The sequence below is a fragment of the Pseudoalteromonas sp. 68 DY56-GL68 genome (assembly GCF_041414825.1).
Classification (GTDB): Bacteria; Pseudomonadota; Gammaproteobacteria; order Enterobacterales; family Alteromonadaceae; genus Pseudoalteromonas.
Map to the genome: position 1 here is coordinate 19,657 of NZ_JAOCZL010000010.1, position 22,653 is coordinate 42,309.

The following is a 22,653-nucleotide window of genomic DNA, read 5'->3' on the forward strand; positions in this document are numbered from 1 at the left end:
TTATTTTCGATACTTTTTAAGGTTAGCTGTTAAGTCGGTAGTGATATAAATAAATTGATTGGCAGGTACATTTGTAAATGTACTTACTGTGTTTGTTTTATCAGGCCATACAATTTTGATCGTGTCAGCTTGCGAGGCCTGTCCTAAACCAAAGTGCAGGGTGGAAGGGGCGCCACTTAGAAAGCTTCCGCCTGCTTGAACTTCCTGTAATTGAGTTGTTTCGCCAACAGTAACGTACACTTTAGCGCCTAGTGCGCGCGTATTTTTTGTTGTATCGCGCAAGCTAATGGAAAGGTAACTGTCTTTACTTTCATCATTATGTCGATTTTTATAGAGCAAAGGAGCCTGTTGATGATTACTTATTACAATATCGATATCGCCATCCCGATCATAGTCGACACACGCAACGCCTCGGCCAGAGAGTTGATCGCCAATCCCCCAAAGCTTACTTTGTTCTGTAAAGGTGCCATCTTGATTTGAAATGAATAAGCGGCTGTGTGTTTTTTCAAACTCAGCCATAGCGAGTTTTAGTTTTTGATAAGCGCGAGGGTTAGCAAAGCGTTTGCTTAGCTGTTTTGGCAGATCAAAACCATTAACATGAAATAGGTCTAGCCAGCCATCGTTGTTAAAATCGGCAAAGCATGCTCCCCAAGCCCATAACCCTTTGTCTACACCCGCTTGTTCAGTGATATCTATAAACTGATTGTTTTGATTACTGTATAGACGATTACCTATCACTCCCCAGCTACCTTCAGGCTGACCATTTGGATCCCAAATACTGCTTACAAACCAGTCTAATGTGCCATTGTTATCAAAATCAGCTATGGCTGCGCCCATTCCATTTTGATCATGAATCGAGTGTTCATGCGTCACTTTTTCAAACCGTCCATTTTGCAGGTTTTTATAGACTTGGCTGGTTTCAAAGTCCGCAGTAAATAATAAATCTAGCCAACCGTCATTATTAAAATCCGAAAAATTAGAGGTAAAAGTAAAGTCGGTGCTTCCTATCAAATCAAGCAAACCTGCTGTCTCATCTTGCGCTTGAAATGTCAGCGTATTTACTTGGCTTGTGTTTTCCCATAAGTGATTAGGAAGCTGGCCACCAAGGCCAGGCCCACGCCAATGGTTGGTTAGCATATCGACATCCCCGTCTTTATCATAGTCGGCAAAAGCGAAAGACCAGCTAGTAAGCTGGGTATTCAAACCAATATCATGACTCACAATAAAGCCGTGTTGCTGCTCATTAAGATAGAGAGTGGGGCTTTGATGGTAAGGGTGTTTGTTTACTTGACTGTTAACGGAAGGTAGATGAGGGTGAAGCAAGTTTGAGGTGAAAATATCTAAATCACCATCGCCATCAATGTCCACCATCGCTGCGCCATTGGATAGCTCCTTTTTGGTAATCCCCCAAGAGCGAGTAATATCTGAAAAATGCCCATTACGCTGATTTTGATATAGTTTATCAGGGGCACCGTCACCCGTAGGAAAGAAGATGTCAGGCCAGCAGTCACCATCTATGTCACCCATAGCAACGCCGCCACTAAAAAGTAGCCGCTGCGCTGATGATAGGGTGTAGTTTTGCCAAGTTATATGGTGTTGATGACTTATGCCAGCATCCAGTGATACTTCATCAAAACGTTTTGCAGCGCTCGTGTTTTGTGGTGGGATTGAAGTACGGGATTTACAGCCAAATTCCATATCACTTAATAATAACGCCGGCTTAATATTCGCGTTGTCGAATGACATTTGCGGTAAATTACTTTCTGTGTGAGATATTCTGCTTATTGGCTGAGGCGGTGCTGTAAAAGGTTTAAACCGTGCGTTTAAACGGTGTATATCTGGCGCTTTATCCGTTTCAGTGGGGACCCATTTAGACATACACTCTTGACTATTGATGCAAGGGTCGGTGAGGCTATTTAAAAAGGCAATTAAATCAGAGAGCTGAGCATCAGATATGGTAATGCCTGATGCCAGTAAGCTGACCCCTTTTTGTTGTTCATTTTGTAATTGCTCTAGTGCACGGTGAGAATTGAGTTTGCTATTTGATAATAAGCTCGCGACATAACTTAGTTGTGGGTTGTCAGCAAAGCTGTAATCAAAATTTTGCAACGATTTGGCAGGATCAAGGTGGTGCTTAATGACCGATTCTAAATTTATAAACGCACCAGAGTGAGTGTAGGGTGCTGTTGCAGCAACATTTAACAGAGATGGTGTTCTAAATTTATAACGATCGTCGTCTTTTTGTGTAACCCCTCGCCGACCGTAGTCCTCACCACTTGGCTGTTTGCCGCGTCCTACCTGTACCGCAGCAATATTGTGAAATTTCTCGTCAGAAAAAATAGGGGGCGTATGACATTCTATACAGCCAGCACCACCTTGTTTAGCTGACTTCAAGAATAACTGTGCCCCCCGTTTTTGGCTGGGAGTCATTGCATCACTCTCTCCGTTAAGGTAATTAAACCATGGAGTGTTAATTAATAGTTGGGTTGATTGGTAGTAAGAAATTGCGGTTGCAATATTCTCAAAGGTAAAAAGCTGCTCTGGTGCGGCATATAAATCATTAAAGGCATTGCGAAATAGCTTAAGCCATTGTTGGTTTTTATCGTGCTGCTGTAATCGTTTTGTTAATTTGTGTCGGGTGTCTTCATTGGTGCTGGCAGCTGCGAATGTATAGCCTCGCATTTCATCACTTGAAACAACAGGAAAACGAGCTTGAGTTGCAAGTAAGTCTTTTCCCGCTAACTGATCTCCTTGCCATAAATTACTGTCAGGGGTGCGGTGTGGTAGGGGGGTATCCGCTTTGTTAGTATCATTTTCAAGTACAAAAATACGGCCATCATAAAACATGGCTTCTTTGTACAAAGAAGCATTAATAATTGTTTGTGAATGCCGTGCTACATTCGGGGCGCCATCTGCTTTTGGATCTGCTGAGCGTTGCCAATCATGCCAGCGGCCAGGGCCAATTATATCCTCATCATAGGGAGCTTCACCTATGGGTAGGCTAAGGCTGTCACCACCTGCTAGAAATGGGTGGTGACAGCTTGCACAGGCTACATCTTGATTGCCACTCAACGTTTTGCTAAAAAATAGCTCCATTCCTAGTGTAAACATGGGAGTATTTAAATGAGGAGCGGTGACGTCAATTGTTAACTTATAACTATCATTTAGGGTGTTTAGCAGTTGCTTAAGTGCTTGTTCTTCTTCATTGTCTTTGTTACTAGCCGCTGAGTAATTAAACAAACAAGCTGCTGCTAAAGCGCTTAGCGTGAAAGCAAGATAATAACGTGTGTCTTTCATTACTTACTCGCTTTGCATCGCAAGATCAGTACAGCTATTGCTACTGAAAAGTGCATTGTTAGCAAGACGTATTTTTAGGCTTTTAGGTGTTGCTTGTATGTGATTTATTTTAACTTCGCCTTGATAAATACTTTTTGTTTCACCTACTTCTGCGCCAATATTCCTACAATTAGGACTGTAATAAGCGCTATAGTGGGGTGTTTGCAACTGTTTGTTTTCAAATACTGTTATTACGCCTGTACCACATTCAGCCATGGCATAAATATCGTCACCTTCAGAATAAACAAGCGTGCGCTCTTTTTGTTGATCCCTTATCCAATGGATATGTTTATCTGGTGTAAGGATATAAAAGCCTTCTTGGCAGCTCACACCTGTTATAGGTTTAGCCGCACTAAGCGCTTTCATAGGCATTAAAATAATGATGATTAGGGTTGTTAAGTTGAGTGAACCTTTTTGAATATTCATGATGTTTCTCCATTATTTGGGTCTTTTGCCAAAACCAATCCAGCTATTAAATGTATTGGTTAGGATAATTTCATCGGCTTCAATTTTTAGCCCAATTGCAGGTAACCCTCGTGTAGCAGGACCAGACACAACCACGCCGCTATCTTTAGGATTAAAAACAGATTGGTGACAAGGGCACATGTAGTTTTTTTCATCAGCAACCCAGCCGGTGACAGGGCAACCGGCATGTGTGCAAATTGCTGAATAAGCGATAACACCTTGGTCTGAAAGTTTTTTTGTTTCTGCTGAGAGTAATTCACTGGGTAACTTTTGAAGTAGTATTTGGTTGTAGCGAGAGCCATCTTTAACCACATTATTTTCAACATCAAAAGGAACAACCAGCAGAGGTTTATCTAATTCTTTTAAATCCGACAGCTTAATAATTTGCCCACGTTTTGATTTTTGGAAATACGTGAGTCGATCTCCTGCTTGGGGTGGACGTCGTTCAGGTTTAGTGGTTGCATTTACCCCAGAGCTTAAAGGAAGATTCATTATTGGGATTGCGATAGCGAGATATTTTACAAAATCACGACGAAAATAATTGTCAGGGTGGTTTTGAGCTACATCGCCATCGTTAGTTTTTTGCGAGCATGGCAAATCGATGATTTTCTTTGAAAATGCATTTTGTGTCATAAGATACCTTTATTTTTATAAGATTAGCGTCTTTGTTATTTATACGTGAAAGCGAAAAGCACGCGTGCTTTTCGCTTAGTTGGTAAATTAATTAGGTAAAGCGAATACCCAAATCACGCCCCCTTCAGGTACATCAGCAATCCACTCGCCTGATTTATCTTTTTCTGCCAGCACGCTATTTGTCCAATGTGCATCCACACCGTAACCTGCGGTAATGGCAATGTATTGTTTACCGTCGACTTCATAGCTCACTGGTGGGGCAATAGCTGTCGAGTTAAGAGGGAACTCCCACAGCACATCGCCAGTTTGCGAATCAAACGCGCGTAAAATACGATCGTTAGTACCTGCGTTAAATACAATGCCACCAGCAGTGGATAGCACAGAGCCCCAATTCATGGTTTTGCCAAAGTCATGTTGCCAAACTTTTTTACGTGTATTGATATTCCACGCTTGCAGTTGACCTACTCCTTTTTTAGGATTGTCTAGGTAAACATCTAGATCGGGTATGTCGATACCAGCCCAGAACTGTCCTGAAGCAGGCTCGACATCATCTTGAAATTTACCAATAAAAGAATTACAAAGATTGTTGTTGGCGGGAACGTAGATGATGCCTGTTTCGGGGTTATAGGCTTCATATGGCCAGTTTTTACCGCCCCATAGACTTGGGCAATAATCAACGCGTTTGCCTGTTACAGGCACATGTCTGTAATCATAAGTAGGACGTCCAGTTTCTTTATCTAATGATTTAAATGCGTTATTTTTTACAAACGGCTGTCCTTCGACATAGCTAATTTTTCCCTCGTTGCTACGCTCTAGCCAATATAAATAACCATTTCGCTGGGGAGAGACTAAGCCTTTAACCGTCTTATTACCCTTTTTGAAATTAACGAGCATAGGCGCATTCATGGCTGCCCAATCCCACGAATCATTGTGATGATATTGGAAATGACCAACAATTTTGCCACTGTCGGGGTTCATAGCAATGGAGGAGGCAACGTATAAATTGTCCCCTGGGCGTTGATCACCTAACCAAGGTGAACCGTTACCCACTCCCCAATAAAGTACATCCGCTTCTGGATCATAGTTACCAGGCATCCACATGCTGCCACCACCATACTTCCATGCATCTGGGCGCTTACCTTCTTTTTTCCACGTTTCGTGTCCTGCCTCTCCAGGGCCTGGCACACTGTATGTGCGCCAGGCTTGTTTACATGTTTTAGCGTCCATTGCTTCCAAAAAACCACGGACACCATATTCACCACCCGAGGGGCCCACAAGAATCTTGCCCTTTACAGGTGTAGGTGCAGAGGTGATATATGCACCTGTACTCCAGTCGCCGATTTGTGCTTGGCAAACTCGCTCACCGGTTTTTGCATCAAGGGCATTTAACGTGCCATCAAGTCCTGCTACGTAAACCTTATCATCCCACAGAGCGATGCCGCGGCTAGTATTGTGCATAACTGATAAATCATAAGGGTTGTCGTGCGTATAGCGCCAAAAAACTTGCCCTGTTTTAGCGTCTAACGCAATTACATGATTGTAAGGCGTAGATACAAACATAACGCCATTGTTTACTTGGGCAGGGGCTTCGTGACCAGAATCTAAGTTTGTTGAGTACGTCCATACTGGCTTTAAAGACTTAACATTCTTTTTGTTTATTTGCGTCAGCTTGCTATACATCCATCCTTCGTAATTGCCTTTGGGTAGTAGCCAGTCTTTTGGGTCTGCTTCATTCAGCCTTTTTTGCGTAACTGGTTTATAGTTTTTAATTTCTTTTGTGAGCTTAGTTAAACTGGCCGCTGATGCGTGTGTGTTGATCAACATCCCAGTTAATATTAAACAGCAATTTAGGTAAGTCAGATTCAAATTTGTCATTTTTTTCATTGTAACCTCAGAAGGTGTTTTAGTTTGAATGACCTTAGTACCAAATTATATGCCAACAGTTTTTAGTAATTTCAAAGTCGTTAACTATCTGATATTTAGTTGATATTTTTCTTTTGGTGGCTATTGAGTGTATTTTTTCGTACGAAAAGAGAAACAGGTGTCGCAACTTAAATGCAACAATGAGACACCTATATGCAGAATAATTCATAGCTTGAAGAGAGGATGCTAAGAGTTTGGCGCTTGTCTCAAAAATAAATTAATGTGAGCGGCTTTTTTAACCGAGAGACATGTTTTTGTATTGCAAAATTATCATGAATAAAAATTAAAATAGGGTAAAAGGCGTATTGTTAGATTAAATTTCTGTGATAGTTTTAGAAACAAAGACTGAGGCTTTTATAGTTCCAGCCTAATGCTGCTACTTAAATTGCCCGACAACAATAGAACGGAGTAGCAAGGTGATGAAACACACTCCACAACCTATGGACGTTAGTAGTGCTCAGTCGTTTATGTCCACAGAATTTCAACTACGTAACATTCAACCATCTAAATATATCGCGCGATCATGGAAGCGAAGTTTGCTCAATTATGGCTTAGACCCCTATGCGTCTAATGAAGTTGAGGTACTTTCTTCCAGTGAAATGCGATCGCAACTCCAGCTTAGAGAGACCTTTTTAAATACGGGGAAATGCGGCCTTGTTGGTTTAGCTAATCGTATTGCCGATGCCGGCTACTCTGCAATTTTAACTGATGCCACAGGCTTAACCTTAGCAACGAGTTTATCTACTCAAGAGGAAAGTTTGAGTAAGCAATCAGGCCTACTTATTGGTGCAAGGTGGGCTGAAAACCAAGTAGGTACAAATGGTATTGGCACATGTCTTATTGAAAAAGCCCCTTTGATCATTCATAAGGCTGAACATTTTTATGCAAGTCATAAAGAGTTAAGTTGCTCCGTTACACCTATTTTTGATCCCATGGGAGAGTTGCTGGGTTGCTTAAACGCGTCGTGTATTGGCGCTGACCAAAATAAGCACCATCAGCTCATGACACTCAAAATGGTGATGTTATATGGGCGCATGATTGAAAATAGCTATTTGCATACAAGCTATAAAAACCAACTTATATTAAGTATAAAGTCGGCTGAAAGTTTTTTTGATATCACCCAAGAGCAACTCATCGCGATTAATGAGAAAGGTACAATTATTGGTGCAAATCACGCGGCATTTTTTTGTTTTATGTCTCATTTTCAATCGCATCAATCGTTGCTAGGTATTAATGTTGAGCAATTTATTGGTTTGTCTCTTGATAGTTTACTAAGTAAAACAAATGGAGGAAATAATGCGGTTAATGTGCAACTTCCATTGCTGTCAGAAAACGTCGAAATAACCTTAAAGGTGCCAAAAAGTAAGGCATTGCCATTGGCACAAGCAGAGCCAAAAGTGCAGAGTAAAACATTCACTAAACACCCGCCGATTAATGAATTGAATGGTGAAGATGCCTCTATGCAGCAGCTTGTTCGTAGGGCACTTTTGGTCGCTGATAAAGACATACCTATTATGATTACCGGTGAGACAGGAACAGGCAAAGAGGCGTTTGCGCGCGCTATTCATGAATCGAGTCCTCGTGCTGATAAACCATTTGTGGCGCTAAACTGTGCCGCGATACCTGAAACATTAATAGAAAGTGAGCTGTTTGGTTACCTAGGCGGTAGCTTTACGGGGGCACACAAAAAAGGTATGAAAGGTAAGCTTGAGCAGGCAAATGGTGGCACACTTTTCTTAGATGAAATAGGTGATATGCCGGTACAACTTCAAACTCGGCTATTACGAGTTTTAGCTGAGCGCGAAACTATGCCTCTTGGGGGGATTGAGCCTATCGCATTAGATTTACAAGTGATTTCTGCAACACACCAAGATCTAAAAACACTTATTGAATTAAAAGAGTTTCGAGAGGATTTTTATTATCGTCTTAACGGTATGGTTTTAAAGTTACCAGCACTTCGAGAACGGTCTGATAAATCGTTTATTATTGACAACATACTCGAACGAGAATGCATGGCGGTGCATGGTTTGAGCATAGCCGATGATGCAAAAAGAGCACTCGAATCTTATTTTTGGCCTGGCAATATAAGACAACTGATCAGCGTAATTAAGTATGCGGTAGCTGTGTGTGAAGGAGCTGAAATAACCATTAATTGTTTTCCAGATGATTTAATCGAACACTTTTCTTCACTAACAGATCATAAAACGGCGGGCTCTTTTAAAAAGGAAAAAGCCTTAGCTAAATTTACTGCCTGCCATGAAGAGCAATTACTAATTGAAACGCTTAAAAAACATCGTTGGAATATAACGTCTGTTTCTGAAGAGCTTAATGTGTGTCGCTCTACAGTGTATAGGAAAATGGAAAAGTATAAGATTGTTCAGCCTAATAATGCTTGCTAAGAGTGGGTTTTGTTTGCTGTCGATGTATGTAGCAAAATGTGACAATTGACCTGCGACATTAGTTTGATTTTAAGGAATTAAACTGAATACGCTTCAATGTATTTAATGCAAAAAATACTTTGAAATCAATTTGTTGTTTGTTTTCATTTCAATGGCATAGTCTTTGCCATCCCTTATGTTCGAAGTACACTTCATAAGGGAAACATAATAATGAAATTAAATAAAATAGCAGTAGCAACGTCGTTGAGTTTAGCCTGTTTTAGCGCTATGAGTGCGGAAAATTGGCTAGACAGAATTGAATTATCTGGTGGCATTATGCAAAGTTGGCAAACTGGAATGGAGGTTGAGGGGGCAGCAGCAGATCCAGGCAATGCTAAAACTGACTCAGGGTTTCATCGTTTACGATTTGGCCTCAATATTAATGCACAAGTCACGGATCAACTTTCTATTTTTGCAGAGCTTGCTGAAGAGCCGAATGATTGGAATGATGGCAGCGCGAGTATTAGTCAAGATTTAGCGTGGATCCAATACCAGATTAATCAAGATGTAGGTGTGAGGCTTGGTAATGTTGTTTCGACCACACAAAACTTTTTGCGTTATTCCGATGGCGCATCAGTGCAAACTAATCCGTTTGTGGGAAATAGCCTTGTCGATATGATCACTGCCGAAGAAGGTATCTGGTTTTATGGTGTACATGCATTAAATAATGGCAGTACAGTAACTTGGGATGGGACTATTTCAGTACCTGATTTTTTTGCGGATTTTTCAGATAATCGGGGGTACAACCTTGGCTTACGTGGTACTTATAATTTAACTAATGGCCTATCGTTTGGCGCAGGTGTTTTTTCCACCAATCACGAAATAAGTGCAGTTACAGGCAAATCTGCGGGGTCGTTAATTGCGGTTGGCGACGGCGATAATTATCAGTTTGCCAGCACAGCGCCTAATGCACGAGCTACACACCCTCTCATTGTCCCTGGGGTGGATGCGTTTATATGGCAAGCTGACATTCAATACATGACTGACACTATTTTACTGCATGCTTTGTATGGTCGAGCCGAGGACGATGTTAGTTGGGCTAATGGGCAGGGGAGTTTTCAGACTAGTTACATTGAGCAAGAGTCAGAAATGCAATTTTGGTCTATTGAGGGGCGATATACTTTTAACAAGCATTTTTATCTAGCCGCTCGCTATGCTGAGTCTGACAACGAGAGTGGCAATATCAACAATAATAATACTGCGACTCGACTCCAAGTTGGAGGAGGCTGGTGGATGAATGATTCCACCTTATTCAAATTAGAGTATGTTAGACAGGAAGAAGAACAATTTTCAGGGGGAGGAACGGCGTTATTTGGGGTTGGCGACGGCACAGAGTGGGATGGTGTTATTGTCGAAGCATCAGTTAGCTTTTAAGCTTAACTGGATGGCTTAAATGATTCAGTATTAGCCGCAACATGTGTTGCGGCTTTATTTTTTGATAAATTAACTTAGATTAGTTCTGCATATACACGACGTGCGTTTGCGTAAATTCATACAAACCGTGTTTGCCATCAGCGCCACCAATTCCTGATTTTCTGGTGCCTGCATGGAATCCCTGTATAGCTTCAAAGTTTTCTCTATTTATATAGGTTTCACCATAATTGAGTAATTCTATGGCACGCATGGCTTGGCTAAGACTTTGAGTATAGACAGAAGAAGTGAGTCCGTATTCTAATGAGTTCGCAAGTTCAATGGCTTCTTCTAAACTGCTAACGATTTGAATGGGCAGTACAGGACCAAAAATCTCTTTGCGCATAATTTCCATATCGGCATGGCAGTTAACCAACACAGTGGGTTGGTAATGGTAGCCACTGTCGGTGTCGGCTACCTTTGCGCCAGTTGCCACTTTTGCCCCCTCTGCAATAGCTTGTTCAACCATACTGGCTACTTTATTTAAGCAAGATTTATTAACCAGTGGGCCCATTTCGATATCAGGGTCTACTTGTGGGTCACCATAACGTGTTGATGCCATGGCATCGGATATTTTTCTAATAAACTCATCAGCAACCTTAGCGTGTACATAGACAAGCTCGGCGCAATTACATACTTGTCCTGTGTTGGTTATACGTGATGCTTTGATGGCACTTACTGCAAGATCTATATCAGCATCATCAAGCACAATTGCGGGTGCTTTCCCTCCAAGCTCCAAGTTTACTTTGGTGATATTTTTTGCTGCGGCAGACATAATAACAGAGCCCGTTTCTACACTCCCTGTAAAGCTAATCATGTTTATATCTTCGCTAGAAGAAAGGGCTTGGCCAACATTTCGTCCTGATCCGCATACCACATTAAACACACCTTTAGGTAAACCAACTTCATCGAGGAGTTGGGTGAATTCAAAGCAGTTATTAGGGGTTTCTTCACTTGGTTTGATGACGATGGTATTACCGGTAACTAAAGCGGGTGCCATCTTCCTTGCAATGAGAAAAAAGGGGAAATTCCAAGGTAAGATACCGGCAACAACACCTAGCGGTTTTCTGAATAGAAAAATATTTTCTCCTTTTCTATCACTGGTAATGATCTCGCCTTCGATATGTCTAGCCCAACTCGCCATATAATCGAGGTAGTCGGCAGTGAAGTTAACTTCTACCTTGGCTAAGCTCAACACTTTCCCCTGTTCTTGCGTTATCACACGTGCGAGCCGGTCAATGTTTTGCCGTATTTTTTCAGCAATTTTATGAAGGTATTGCGCACGCTCGATTGCGGGTCTACTTGCCCACTCTGGTTGTGCTTGTTTTGCTGCATGGATGGCTTGTTCTACTTCAACTTTGTCTGCGCTGGGAACTTTAGATAATACGTCTCCGTTAGCAGGGTTCATTACTTCGATATAGTTGGCTGAATGCTGCACAAACTGGCCATTGATATAATTTTGATATACTGGAATATTAGACATAGGTCATTCTCTTAAATTAGATAAAAAAGCTTCTGACACATGGATTTAGCTAAAACAGTTGTGTCGTTGCAAAGGGCATTCAGCAATCTGCGCACCATGTTTAACTATTTTTTGTTGGAGACTTCAACTGTATGATTTTTATAGTGTTTTATGATGTTCTAGTGAGGGCTTCACCGATTCACAAAGGTATACCTTGCAGCATGTGTAGCACTGCACATGTAGCATTTGTTTCACATTACCTTTGGAAAAATACACAAGGAGCGCAGCCCTAAACATGTACTTCAGGTGCTAAGGTTACATTTGTGCCGAAATTTCCTTTAATAAAATAATTCCATGCATTATTGACTATCCTAGGTATAATGCGCGCACTTCGGCAATTCAGCTGATTTTTTGAATTTGAGAGACACTATGAGTTTTGATGGCTTAGGATTATCACAGTCTTTAGTTAATGCGGTTTTAGAAAAAGGCTATGAAACACCTACGCCTATTCAAACACAGGCAATTCCTGCAATTATTGCTGGCCGTGATGTTATGGCGGCAGCGCAAACAGGAACAGGTAAAACGGCAGGTTTTACATTGCCACTCATTGAGTTATTAGCAAAGGGTAAAAAAGCAGGTGCAAACCGTGCGCGTGCACTTGTTCTGGCTCCAACGCGAGAGCTTGCTTTACAAGTGAGCGAAAACGTCGAGCAATATGCTAAGCATTCAAATGTAAGCTCATTTGTTGTTTACGGTGGTGTTAAAATTAATCCGCAAATGATGCGTCTACGCAAAGGCGTTGATATTCTTGTCGCCACACCTGGTCGCTTGTTGGATTTACATAACCAAAATGCGATTAAATTTGATGATTTAGAAGTGCTTATCCTCGACGAAGCAGACCGTATGCTTGATATGGGGTTTATTCATGATATTAAGCGCATCATTGCTAAATTACCTGCAAAGCGTCAAAACCTGATGTTTTCTGCGACCTTCTCAGATGAAATCCGTGCGCTGGCAAAGGGCTTAATTAACGATCCGGTAGAAATTTCAGTTGCAGCAAAAAATACCACTGCAAAAACAGTGACGCAATCAGTTTATGCTGTTGATAAGTCAAGAAAAACAGCTTTGCTAAGTCACTTAATTCGTGCCAATAATTGGCAACAGGTGTTGGTGTTTAGTCGCACGAAACACGGCGCTAATCGTTTGGTTAAGCAACTTGAGCGCGATGATATCAGTGGTGCAGCTATACATGGTAATAAGTCGCAAGGGGCGCGTGTCAAAGCACTTGAAGGTTTCAAAAATGGTGATGTAAGAGTATTAGTTGCCACTGATATCGTGGCACGAGGCTTAGATATTGTTGAGCTACCGCATGTAGTTAATTATGACTTACCAAATGTATATGAAGATTATGTTCATCGTATTGGTCGAACGGGTAGAGCTGGCGCGTCGGGACATGCAATTTCATTTGTAACCGCTGATGATGCAGATGACCTTTATGGGATTGAACGTTTTATTGGGCAATTAATTCCGCGTGCTACAGAGTCAGGTTTTGAGCCAACTAAGCCAGTTGCAGAAAAGCCACTTGATACACGACCAATAAAGCCTAAAAAACCAAAGAAACCAAAAAAGCCGAAAAGTCCAGATCAAGAGCAAACACAAAAGCCAAAACCTAAAACGGCAAAGCGGCCACAGCAAAATAAAGGGCAACAAGGCACAAATAAACCAACAGGTGGAAAGTCATCTGCGGCTAAAACTCAAAGTAAAAAACCTTTTAACAAGCGAACACGCGTGTCAGGCACTGCACATTCTCGTAAAAAGTCGACTGGCGAATAATATGACGATGAACCTTGAAGTGAACTTCTCACTTCAAGGTATTAATTCAAGCTATTAAAAGGATTATTAAATTACTTTAATCACCGTATTTTTATCTAATCGTGATTTTGGTAATGCCGCGTTGTAATCTTGTTCAGGTTCATGGTAGCCGATAGCAAGGGCTACTTCACAAATATACCCTTCTAATTCATCAGCGAATAACTCACTCAGCAGTTCTTTATCAACACCTTCCATCGGCGTTGAATCAATACCTAAACGCGCCACTGTGTGCATAGTATTACCCAAAGCGATGTAAGTTTGTGACTTGGTCCATGCAGCATTATTACCTTGCTCATCGGTATTTAAATCGACAAAGGCAAACGCCCCAAAGGCTTGCTCTTTATTTTCAGCTTTAGTTCGGCCGTTAGCGATATCAGCATCAATTACTTTTTCATAATCTTCACGTTTATAGCTTGGATTATAGGCAAATAAAATGGTGTGTGATGCCGCTTTAGCATGCACCTGATTAAATTGAAACTTGTTAGCAAAACTATCGTGAAGGCGTTGCTTTGCTTGCTCAGACTCAATGACAACAAATTTCCAAGGTTGAGAATTTATTGATGAAGGCGATAAACGTAACGCTTCTAAAATAATGTTTAAATCTTCTTGGCTAACGTGTTTTGATGCATCGTAGCGTTTACTTGTATAACGGCGTTGTAAGTCAGAAATAATAGGGTGTGTCATGTAATTGCTCCTGCATGTATAACATTAGGTGCAGTGTACGCCTTGCATACTTTACGATAAAGCGCATAATCAAATAAACATTATCAAAAAATTTTAGTTAATATGCAGGTTGAAGATCTCAAATTAGTCCTTAAGGTGGCGGAGTTTCGTAGTATAACCCAAGCTTCGGCTAAGTTAGATATGCGCGCTGCGACCGCGAGTGCTGCAATAAAGCGAGTAGAAGCAGCCCTTGGCGCAGAGCTTTTTGTTCGTACCACTCGTCACTTAAGATTATCAGCCGCGGGAGAGCGTTTTTTACCGCAATGCAAACAAGCATTAGCGACACTTGCGCTAAAAGGCGAGCATGATGAAATAGAAGGAGAGTTAAGGGTTGCACTTTCTTCAGATTTGGGGCGCAATATTATTACCCCTTGGTTAGATGAGCTTTTGGATGAGTATCCCAAACTCAGCATGCGACCGCATATCAGTGATAGTAATGTCGATTTTTATCGTGACTCAGTTGACTTTGCACTACGTTATGGCTCGCCATCCGACTCAAACCTATATGGGTTTAAAATATGTAATGTGCCAAGGCTGCTATGTGCAACACCAGAGTATATTGCTGAATATGGCGCGCCGACACATCCCGATGAATTAAATCAGCATCAAGGCCTATTTTATCAACTGCAAGATATCATCAATAATGTCTGGGAATTTACCAATGGAACCGAGCGTTTTAAGGTGAAAATGCAAGGCCGCCGTGCGTCTAATGATGGTGACCTAGTAAGGCGTTGGTGCGTGGCTGGTAAAGGTCTTGCTGTGAAATCATGCATAGATATCAGTGATGATTTATTAACAGGGCGGGTCGTACCTGTTATGCAAAATTACCCGCACCTTTGTGCAGAGCTTTGGCTAATTTGCCCAAGCAGGCAGTCAATCACACCTGCTGTTCGTTTAGTGAGAGATATATGTCGAGAAAAAACGAAGGCGATTCTCAATCAACTGATTGAAAAAGGCATTTTAGATAAGCGAGTACTCGATAACTAATTATTTTAGGTATAGAATGACTGAGCTTATTCGTCTTTATGATTAAGCAACATTCTCAGGGCGGGGTGAAATTCCCCACCGGCGGTATACTTATCGATGTTAAGTGAGCCCGCGAGCGCTTTAACTTTGGTTAAAGGTCAGCAGATCTGGTGAGAGGCCAGAGCCGACGGTGATAGTCCGGATGAAAGAGAATATAGTTAATCTATAAAACAGTAATTGGCTGCCCTCGGGTGGTCTTTTTTGCTGTGCCTTTCAATGTCCTGAATCTTTTCATATTTAATTTAATAGGTATTAAAAATGATGATTCAGTCTTCTTTACTAAGCCAGTTTGGCGAACCACTTGAACGCGTTGAGCGTGCTATTGCTGCATTGCAGCAAGGTGAGGGCGTGCTTGTGGTAGATGACGAAAACCGTGAAAACGAAGGTGATTTTGTGTATTCAGCACAGCACCTAACAACCGAACAAATGGCCATGATGATCAGTGAAGGCAGCGGTATTGTGTGTCTTTGTATGGGCGATGAGCGTGTTAAACAACTCGACTTACCGCAAATGGTTGAGCATAACACCAGTCAGAACAAAACTGCGTATACTGTCACTATTGAAGCTAAAACGGGTGTTACAACAGGCGTTTCAGCGGCTGATCGCGTCACCACAATTAAAGCAGCCACAGCAGAAAAAGCAAAACCAGAAGATTTATCTCGCCCTGGCCATGTGTTTGGTTTACGTGCACAAACAGGCGGGGTGCTTGTTCGTAGAGGTCATACTGAAGCGTCAGTTGATTTAATGCAGTTAGCGGGACTAGCGCCTTTTGGAGTTATTTGTGAATTAACGAATCCAGATGGCTCAATGGCTCGCTTACCAGAGGTAAGCACGTTCGCCATTGAGCACGCTATGCCTGTCGTCTCGATTGAAGACTTAGTAGCCTATATCGAGCTTAATCAAAAACAGGCGTGCTAAAATTAAAAGAAGCCACTTACGGTGGCTTCGTCTTTATTGAAGTTGCTTAATAGCGTTTTTTGCACTTTCACTTTCAGGATCTAACTCAAGGGCTCTTTTATAACTGATGAGCGCTTTTTGCTTTTCCCCAACTGCTAAATAGGCTTCACCTAGGCTGTCATGGGTATTGGCAGAGTCGGGATAATGCTGACTATTGAGTTCAAATACTGCCACCGCTGCATTTAATTTATTCATTTGCATTAATTCATAGCCAAAGTAATTAATCGTTCGTTCACGAGGCGTTTTATGATGAGTGACGAGCTCTGCATATTTTTCTTTTAGTGCAGCAATACCGCCAACCTTAAGTGCTTTGTATAGTATGCTATCAGCATGCTCAGTAGCCGCTTCATAAGGCTTTTCGTAATAAATATTGAGAAGCCCATTAGTCATGGGGGTTAATGGTGCACCACCTGTGTTATTTAAAATAACGATTAGGAGTTTATCTTCAATAACTCGGCTAATGAATGCATTAAAGCCATTAATACCACCGCCATGCTGTATTTGAGTCAAAGCTTTACCATATTGATCTTTATCTAACTTTTTAACCTCCCAGCCGAGCGCATAATCTCGTTGGTTAGATACTTGGTACATTTGCTTTTTATATTCAGCAGTCAACAGTTGGTTAGAGTAAAGAGCTTGATCCCATTTTAATAAATCACGTGCGGTTGAGTACATTGCACCTGCTGCATAAGGAATGGACATATCTAGATAGTCAGTGTTGCTATAACCTGCTAGGTTATTAGCATAACCCGATGCACGGTACTTTATTATTTTACTGTGAGAATCGTAGCCTGTATTAGCCATTTTAAGTGGTGTTAGAATATTTTCCTGCAAGACATCTTGGTAGCGTTTTCCTGTTATCTTTTCGATTACTGCCCCTAAAATAAAATAGCCTGAGTTGCTATAGCGAAATTGTGTGCCAGGCTCAAATAATAAATCATCACTACATAACAGACGAATAAACTGATCAACGCTATATGGGTTTCTACTGTATTTCTCGCCAAAGTCTTTTGTTTGTGTGTAATTACCAAGACCTGATGTATGGTTAAGTATTTGGCGAATAGTTATTTTATTAGCGGAATCTTGCCTATAATCGGGTAGGTAGGTTGCTAATGGTTCGTCAAGCTTGAGTTTGCCTTGTTGAGCTAGTTGTAGAATTAGCATCGCTGTGAACTGCTTTGTAATTGAGCCAATCCTAAACTTACTGTTTTTGCTATGTTTTATATCCCATTCGAAGTTGGCATAACCATAACTTTTTTCAAAAAGTATTTTGCCTTCTTTAGCAACTAAGACGTTACCATTAAACTGTTTATAATTATGAAACTCTTGAATAAAGTCAGCCATTTGCTGTGCTTTTTCTTTACTAAAAGCAAGGTTTGCAAAGAGCAATACTGATATCAGCATTAATGGCTTTAAATAGTTCTCTAATGTTTTCATTTTTTTCCCTTGTTGTGATTATTGTTCTATTTTATTTTTTAGGTTTAACTCCTTGTTTTTCATCTATTGAAAGTGTTTTTTACTATACGATTGATTAACTTTTATACCGTACCTGAGTTTTGGTGCTATGTCGCATTTATTTCTCTTTATATGACAAAACGCTTGGCAAAAAACTTACCAAGCGTTTTAGGTTGGGATGAGAAAGATTAGTGACTGCTTGTATGTAACTCCGCTTCAGGTGCAGCCTTTTTACCTTTTAGCTTGCTAATTAAGCGCTTAAAGTCTTCTAGTGCTACGTACTGACATGGAATTAAGATAAGTGTGATCACTGTGGCGAACAGCACACCAAAAGCGAGTGAAACCGCCATAGGGATGACAATTTTCGCTTGTAAGCTTGTTTCCATTATAATCGGTAAGACACCGATAAATGTGGTAATTGAAGTAAGTAGTATTGCTCTAAAACGACGAGCACCTGCTTGCATGACAGCTTCTTTTATCGCAACTCCTTCGGCGCGCGCTTTATTAACAAAATCAACCATAACCAGCGAGTCATTCACCACCACACCAGCAACAGCGATGATACCGAATACCGATAGGCTACTCATGGTCATACCTAAAATCATATGACCGAACATGGCACCTATCACACCAAATGGAATAACCGACATAATAATGAACGGCTGTGAATATGAACGCAGTGGAATGGCTAACAATGCAAAGATAATCAGCATAGATAAAGCAAAATCACGTATTTGCTCTGCCACACTGTCCATTTCTTCTTGAATGCGACCGGCTACATTACTTTCAACTCCAGGGTAGCTTTTCAGTAGGCTAGGTAAGTATTCATCGCGAATTTCTTTCGCAATGGCAAATGGTTCTGCTTGGTCTGTGTTAACCGCAGCCCAAACGTTTACAGTACGTTTTGCATTTTCACGACGAATACGGTTTACACCATCAACAATATTTACTTTTGCGACCTCTGCAAGGGGAACTTCTACACCGGTTGGTGTAATTATCCGTGCATCTGTGATGTCACTTACCGCGTTACGAGATTCACGAGGGTAGCGGATCATCACTTTAATCTCTTCACCGTCACGTAAGATACGTTGTGCTTCAAGACCGTAGTAGCTAAAGCTGACTTGTGATGCAACGTCTGATAATGTTAAACCAAGGCTGTAAGCAAGCGGTTTAAGCTCAAGTTGTACTTCATCGGTTGCTGATTGCAGTGAGTCATTAACATCACCCACACCTTGCATACCATTAAGCTTTTCTTTTAGTTTAGCGGCCACTTCTTTTAACTTGTTGATGTCTTTACCTTCTAAGCGGAAGCTAACATCGCCATCATCACGACCACCGTTCATGATACTGTCTTCAATGTTTAGTGTTTTCACGCCAGGCAGAGGCGGCATTTGCTCACGCCACATTGCACTTAATTGGAAGGTATCAATAGGGCGTAAGTCCGGTTCAACTAAAATAGCCATAATGCGTGCACTTGTACGACCGCGCAAACTAACCGATAAGTCGCGGATCATTGCTTGTCCATATTGCTCTTCAAGTTGCTTATCGACATCTAAAATTAGTTTTTCAATAGTTTGAGCTGTTTCGAGTGTAGCTTGTTCAGAAGATGACAGGTTCATTTCTATAGAAATTCGTGGAAAATCATGTGGGATCTTAGGGTTCGCCACAAATTTTACTAATCCACCTGCAAACATGCCGCCGCTGACAATCAATACACATATAAAGCCTACGATCACGGTATAACGGTAGTGTATGCAGTGACCAATAAATGGTGTGTAGTAATTATCAATAAAACTTTTTAAGCCATTATCCATCCCTAAGCGTAAGCGATGTAACGGATTTTTAGGATTCGCTGGTTTATTTTTCATTGCTGCTAAGTGAGCAGGCAGGATCAATTTTGATTCAATCAAAGAGAAGATTAAGCAAAGGATAATCACACCACCAATAGCTTTAGAGAAGGCTGAGCCTGGGCCAGATGCCAGCGTTTGTGGTAAGAAGGCTGCAATTGTGGTTAGCACTCCAAAGGTGGCAGGAATGGCAACGCGTTTTACGCCGCGTACTACGTTATCAAGGCTGTGGCCGTGTTTTTCAATTTCAGCACTGGCCGATTCACCGACTACAATGGCATCATCAACCACAATCCCCAGCACCAGTATGAATGCAAATAAAGAGGCTAAGTTGATGGTGATATCTAAAAAGCCCAAAGGCATCATTAAAAATGCGCCAAGGAATGAAACAGGCAGGCCCATCATGACCCAAAATGCTAAGCGTAATGGTAAGAATAGGGCAAGTACTACCATAACTAAAATACCACCCCAAACCATGTTGTCGATCATCATGTTTAGACGACCTTCAAGGTAGTAAGTTAAATCAACAATAGGCGATAGTTTTACACCAGCTGGTAACTGTGAGGCTTTATCTGCAAGGTATTTTTTAAGAACAGCGGCAACTTTGGTTATATCTTGATCTTTTGATGCATTGACTTCGAACGTCAGTGAGTTTTTGCCATTGTATTTAGAGTACTGTAAACCCTCTTCAAAGCCATCATTAATCGTTGCTACGTCGCCCAGTAATACTTGTGCGCCATCTGGAAGGTGTAATAAAGGCAGGTTTTCGAACTCTTTACCACGATACGCTTGGTTTTCAACTCGCATCGAAATATAACCATTTTCAGAGCGAATTTGACCTGCGGACATATTCGCTGAAAAACTACGCACTGCGGTTGCGATATCACGGAAAGTTAAACCATATTCACGCAGTTTATCTGGGCTAATTTCAATGCCAATTTCGTAGTTTAAACCACTATAAAAGTTGACCAAGTTGATTTGCGGTAAAGCTTGTAGCTCGTCTTTTATGTCGTTACCAAGTTCTTTGAGTTGGTAGTTGCTCATATCGCCATACAGCGCAAGGATCATCACTTCTTGTTCAAACTTGTCGCGGCGAACAATAGGGCGTTCCATCTCGGCAGGGAAGGTGTTTATTGAATCCACCTGCATCTTGATTTCATCAAGTACTTCTTGCGGGTCGTATTTTTCTTCTATTTCGACCCATGCTTGTGAAAAGCCACGATTTGAATAAGTGATTAAACGCTTTATGCCTTCGAGCCCTTCTAAAGACTCCTCGACCTTAATGGTAATTCCTTCTTCAACCTCTTGTGGCGCAGCACCTGGGTAAATTGCTTGAATGCTGATCCAATTACTTTCGAATTGTGGAAACATTTGTTTTCGAACTGACATTGCAGTAAGCAAGCCGCCCACTAAGATGAAAATCATCAGCAGGTTTGCCGCAACAGGGTTACGAGCAAACCACGCTATCAGGCCTTTTTCTCTATGTGTGGTCATGGCTTTATTCCTCTTTCAGTGCTAATTGTGTTGTAGGTACACTCAATTCAGCGTTATCGAGTTTTACAGCCATACCTTCTGTGGGATACTCAAGTGCAGAGGTAATTAACTTTTCACCATTAGCCAAGCCATTATCAGCGATCACCATGCCATTTTGCTCACGCACGATATTCAGCGTTTTGAATGTCAGTGTTTCGCCATCTTGTAATACAGCGACTTTTTTATCTTTAACTAAGTGGTGCGGTACGACAATAGCATTATCGAGGGCACGGCCTTCAATCGTCGCATTAATATATGAGCCAAAGCGTAAAGGTTGTTTTTGCTCATAAGGCGTTGCGACTTGAGCAACCAAGTAGTTCATACGGCTACGTTGGTCAACAACGCCTTCGCTGCGAACAATAGTTGCTTGCCATGTTGTTTGTTTACCTGCAAATTCAGCACTGATTGACACATTTGCACCAATGCCCTGGTTGTTTAGGTATTGCAAGTCTTTATCAGCAACTGGAAGACGAACCTCTGCTATAGAGGTTGAGCTTAAGCTACCAAAGCTACTGCCAGGGTTTACCACACTGCCTAAGCTAATTAATCGCTCGTCGATAATGGCATCATAAGGTGCTTTAATGTAAGTGCGCTCTAAATTACGTTTTGCACGTTTTACACTCGCTTGTGCAGCGCGGTAGCTTGCTAATTTTTCAGCAAGCTGAGGTTTGCGTAAATATAACTTTGACGGAATAACTTGGTTTGAGTCACCTTTGATGCGATCCCATTCAGCTTGCGCTACAGATACCTGCGCACGTTCAATTTCAAGAGCCGAACTGGCTTGAGCAAGGCCTGCTTCTGCTTCGATTAATGCTGCTTCGTAATCATTTGGATCAATACGTGCTAGAATGTCGCCTTGCTTAACAAATCCACCTTGTACAAATTGTTCAGACAGTGACACAACTTGGCCACTGACTTGTGCGACTAACTCCGTGTGGTTTTTTGGCTTCACGATTCCATGTGATTTTACATCGAGCGTAATAGCATCAAAGTTCAATGGTTTTATTGATACAAGCGGACGGTTGTCTTGTTCTGGTTTTTCGACCGGCGCTTGTTTCATTGAAGCAAACGCAAAAGCCATTCCTAGGCCACCGAGTAATACGGCGATAGGAAGAATGATTTGTTTTTTACTAGCCACGGGATAGTCCCTCACGGTTGACGGTAATTAAAATAAACTTGATAGGCTAAGCATACGCAATAAAGTGTTTACAAGGCGTTTGAAGATGTAACAAAGCATTGCACATATTACAAAGACGCTACAAAGGTTCTATAAGAGGTACCCAATGACAGATAAAATGGCATGTAGATTAGGCTGTGGCGCCTGTTGTATTGCACCTAGTATTAGCTCACCTATTCCAGGGATGCCAAACGGGAAAGCAGCGGGAGAGCGCTGTATTCAACTTGATGATAATAACCTATGTAAATTATTTGGTGATGAATCAAGGCCTAAGGTGTGTAGCGACTTTTCTGCCACTATTGATGTGTGTGGCACCACTAACGAACAAGCACTGTATTTAATTACTGAACTTGAGCAGATGACTTAAAAAAGATTAAACCTTTAACATTTTTTAAC

At 41.4% G+C, this 22,653-nt stretch carries 15 protein-coding genes and 1 riboswitch; of the genes, 6 read left to right on the forward strand and 9 right to left on the reverse strand.

The window, feature by feature from the left end:
* The 4 genes from NYF15_RS06750 to NYF15_RS06765 all read right to left on the reverse strand — a co-directional run bounded on the left by NYF15_RS06750 (nucleotide 1) and on the right by NYF15_RS06765 (nucleotide 6,309).
* Nucleotides 1-3,297 carry an FG-GAP-like repeat-containing protein gene (locus tag NYF15_RS06750; protein ID WP_371353136.1) on the reverse strand — a complete coding sequence of 1,099 codons (3,297 nt, stop codon included), beginning with the start codon at nucleotides 3,295-3,297 and terminating at the stop codon, nucleotides 1-3.
* Nucleotides 3,298-3,300: 3 nt separating this feature from the next.
* Entirely contained in the window at nucleotides 3,301-3,762 is a 462-nt protein-coding gene (locus NYF15_RS06755) for a hypothetical protein (RefSeq protein ID WP_371353137.1), read from the reverse strand.
* 12 nt (nucleotides 3,763-3,774) lie between these two features.
* Complete coding sequence (locus tag NYF15_RS06760) at nucleotides 3,775-4,434, reverse strand: ubiquinol-cytochrome c reductase iron-sulfur subunit (protein ID WP_371353138.1); 660 nt, start codon at nucleotides 4,432-4,434, stop codon at nucleotides 3,775-3,777.
* Nucleotides 4,435-4,521: 87 nt separating this feature from the next.
* Nucleotides 4,522-6,309 (reverse strand): PQQ-dependent dehydrogenase, methanol/ethanol family, encoded by a 1,788-nt coding sequence (locus NYF15_RS06765; RefSeq protein ID WP_371353139.1) that lies wholly within the window; start codon nucleotides 6,307-6,309, stop codon nucleotides 4,522-4,524.
* Between the two features lie 467 nt (nucleotides 6,310-6,776).
* Here NYF15_RS06765 and NYF15_RS06770 point away from each other — a divergent pair, with 467 nt between their 5' ends.
* The gene (locus NYF15_RS06770) at nucleotides 6,777-8,756 is read left to right on the forward strand and encodes a sigma-54-dependent Fis family transcriptional regulator (protein ID WP_237118760.1); all 1,980 of its coding nucleotides are present in this window, start codon (nucleotides 6,777-6,779) and stop codon (nucleotides 8,754-8,756) included.
* 210 nt (nucleotides 8,757-8,966) lie between these two features.
* The gene (locus NYF15_RS06775) at nucleotides 8,967-10,169 is read left to right on the forward strand and encodes a hypothetical protein (RefSeq protein WP_237118333.1); all 1,203 of its coding nucleotides are present in this window, start codon (nucleotides 8,967-8,969) and stop codon (nucleotides 10,167-10,169) included.
* A gap of 79 nt (nucleotides 10,170-10,248) precedes the next feature.
* On the opposite strand, the gene aldA is transcribed toward NYF15_RS06775, so the two are convergent.
* Nucleotides 10,249-11,688: an aldehyde dehydrogenase gene (gene aldA / locus NYF15_RS06780; protein ID WP_371353140.1), complete on the reverse strand. Its 1,440-nt coding sequence runs from the start codon at nucleotides 11,686-11,688 to the stop codon at nucleotides 10,249-10,251.
* Between the two features lie 408 nt (nucleotides 11,689-12,096).
* Between aldA and NYF15_RS06785 the strand changes: the two genes are divergently transcribed.
* Nucleotides 12,097-13,500 (forward strand): DEAD/DEAH box helicase, encoded by a 1,404-nt coding sequence (locus NYF15_RS06785; RefSeq protein ID WP_371353141.1) that lies wholly within the window; start codon nucleotides 12,097-12,099, stop codon nucleotides 13,498-13,500.
* Between the two features lie 66 nt (nucleotides 13,501-13,566).
* Here the strand turns inward: NYF15_RS06785 and NYF15_RS06790 are convergent, their stop codons facing one another.
* Nucleotides 13,567-14,223 carry a nitroreductase family protein gene (locus NYF15_RS06790; RefSeq protein ID WP_130150143.1) on the reverse strand — a complete coding sequence of 219 codons (657 nt, stop codon included), beginning with the start codon at nucleotides 14,221-14,223 and terminating at the stop codon, nucleotides 13,567-13,569.
* Between the two features lie 102 nt (nucleotides 14,224-14,325).
* Here NYF15_RS06790 and NYF15_RS06795 point away from each other — a divergent pair, with 102 nt between their 5' ends.
* Both NYF15_RS06795 and ribB read left to right on the forward strand, forming a co-directional pair.
* On the forward strand, nucleotides 14,326-15,249 hold the full coding sequence (locus tag NYF15_RS06795) for a LysR family transcriptional regulator (protein ID WP_371353142.1): 924 nt from the start codon (nucleotides 14,326-14,328) through the stop codon (nucleotides 15,247-15,249).
* A gap of 47 nt (nucleotides 15,250-15,296) precedes the next feature.
* Nucleotides 15,297-15,446, forward strand: a riboswitch (FMN riboswitch).
* Between the two features lie 106 nt (nucleotides 15,447-15,552).
* Entirely contained in the window at nucleotides 15,553-16,206 is a 654-nt protein-coding gene (ribB, locus tag NYF15_RS06800; RefSeq protein WP_371353181.1) for a 3,4-dihydroxy-2-butanone-4-phosphate synthase, read from the forward strand.
* A gap of 33 nt (nucleotides 16,207-16,239) precedes the next feature.
* On the opposite strand, the gene NYF15_RS06805 is transcribed toward ribB, so the two are convergent.
* From NYF15_RS06805 to NYF15_RS06815, 3 genes are all read right to left on the reverse strand, one after another.
* Nucleotides 16,240-17,682: a serine hydrolase gene (locus tag NYF15_RS06805; RefSeq protein WP_371353143.1), complete on the reverse strand. Its 1,443-nt coding sequence runs from the start codon at nucleotides 17,680-17,682 to the stop codon at nucleotides 16,240-16,242.
* Between the two features lie 206 nt (nucleotides 17,683-17,888).
* Complete coding sequence (locus NYF15_RS06810) at nucleotides 17,889-21,041, reverse strand: efflux RND transporter permease subunit (protein ID WP_371353144.1); 3,153 nt, start codon at nucleotides 21,039-21,041, stop codon at nucleotides 17,889-17,891.
* Nucleotides 21,042-21,045: 4 nt separating this feature from the next.
* The gene (locus NYF15_RS06815; RefSeq protein WP_237118339.1) at nucleotides 21,046-22,218 is read right to left on the reverse strand and encodes an efflux RND transporter periplasmic adaptor subunit; all 1,173 of its coding nucleotides are present in this window, start codon (nucleotides 22,216-22,218) and stop codon (nucleotides 21,046-21,048) included.
* A gap of 157 nt (nucleotides 22,219-22,375) precedes the next feature.
* Between NYF15_RS06815 and NYF15_RS06820 the strand changes: the two genes are divergently transcribed.
* The gene (locus tag NYF15_RS06820; RefSeq protein WP_054562006.1) at nucleotides 22,376-22,624 is read left to right on the forward strand and encodes a YkgJ family cysteine cluster protein; all 249 of its coding nucleotides are present in this window, start codon (nucleotides 22,376-22,378) and stop codon (nucleotides 22,622-22,624) included.
* The last annotated feature ends 29 nt before the right edge of the window (nucleotides 22,625-22,653 follow it).

Excerpts from the sequence above, each read along its gene's own strand:
- NYF15_RS06760 (WP_371353138.1), bottom strand. The coding sequence starts at position 4,434 with ATGACACAAAATGCATTTTCAAAGAAAATCATCGATTTGCCATGCTCG.
- NYF15_RS06770 (WP_237118760.1), top strand. The coding sequence starts at position 6,777 with ATGAAACACACTCCACAACCTATGGACGTTAGTAGTGCTCAGTCGTTT.
- NYF15_RS06820 (WP_054562006.1), top strand. The coding sequence starts at position 22,376 with ATGGCATGTAGATTAGGCTGTGGCGCCTGTTGTATTGCACCTAGTATT.
- NYF15_RS06805 (WP_371353143.1), bottom strand. The coding sequence starts at position 17,682 with ATGAAAACATTAGAGAACTATTTAAAGCCATTAATGCTGATATCAGTA.
- NYF15_RS06750 (WP_371353136.1), bottom strand. The coding sequence starts at position 3,297 with ATGAAAGACACACGTTATTATCTTGCTTTCACGCTAAGCGCTTTAGCA.
- NYF15_RS06785 (WP_371353141.1), top strand. The coding sequence starts at position 12,097 with ATGAGTTTTGATGGCTTAGGATTATCACAGTCTTTAGTTAATGCGGTT.
- NYF15_RS06810 (WP_371353144.1), bottom strand. The coding sequence starts at position 21,041 with ATGACCACACATAGAGAAAAAGGCCTGATAGCGTGGTTTGCTCGTAAC.
- NYF15_RS06765 (WP_371353139.1), bottom strand. The coding sequence starts at position 6,309 with ATGACAAATTTGAATCTGACTTACCTAAATTGCTGTTTAATATTAACT.
- NYF15_RS06795 (WP_371353142.1), top strand. The coding sequence starts at position 14,326 with ATGCAGGTTGAAGATCTCAAATTAGTCCTTAAGGTGGCGGAGTTTCGT.
- NYF15_RS06755 (WP_371353137.1), bottom strand. The coding sequence starts at position 3,762 with ATGAATATTCAAAAAGGTTCACTCAACTTAACAACCCTAATCATCATT.
- NYF15_RS06775 (WP_237118333.1), top strand. The coding sequence starts at position 8,967 with ATGAAATTAAATAAAATAGCAGTAGCAACGTCGTTGAGTTTAGCCTGT.
- NYF15_RS06790 (WP_130150143.1), bottom strand. The coding sequence starts at position 14,223 with ATGACACACCCTATTATTTCTGACTTACAACGCCGTTATACAAGTAAA.
- aldA (WP_371353140.1), bottom strand. The coding sequence starts at position 11,688 with ATGTCTAATATTCCAGTATATCAAAATTATATCAATGGCCAGTTTGTG.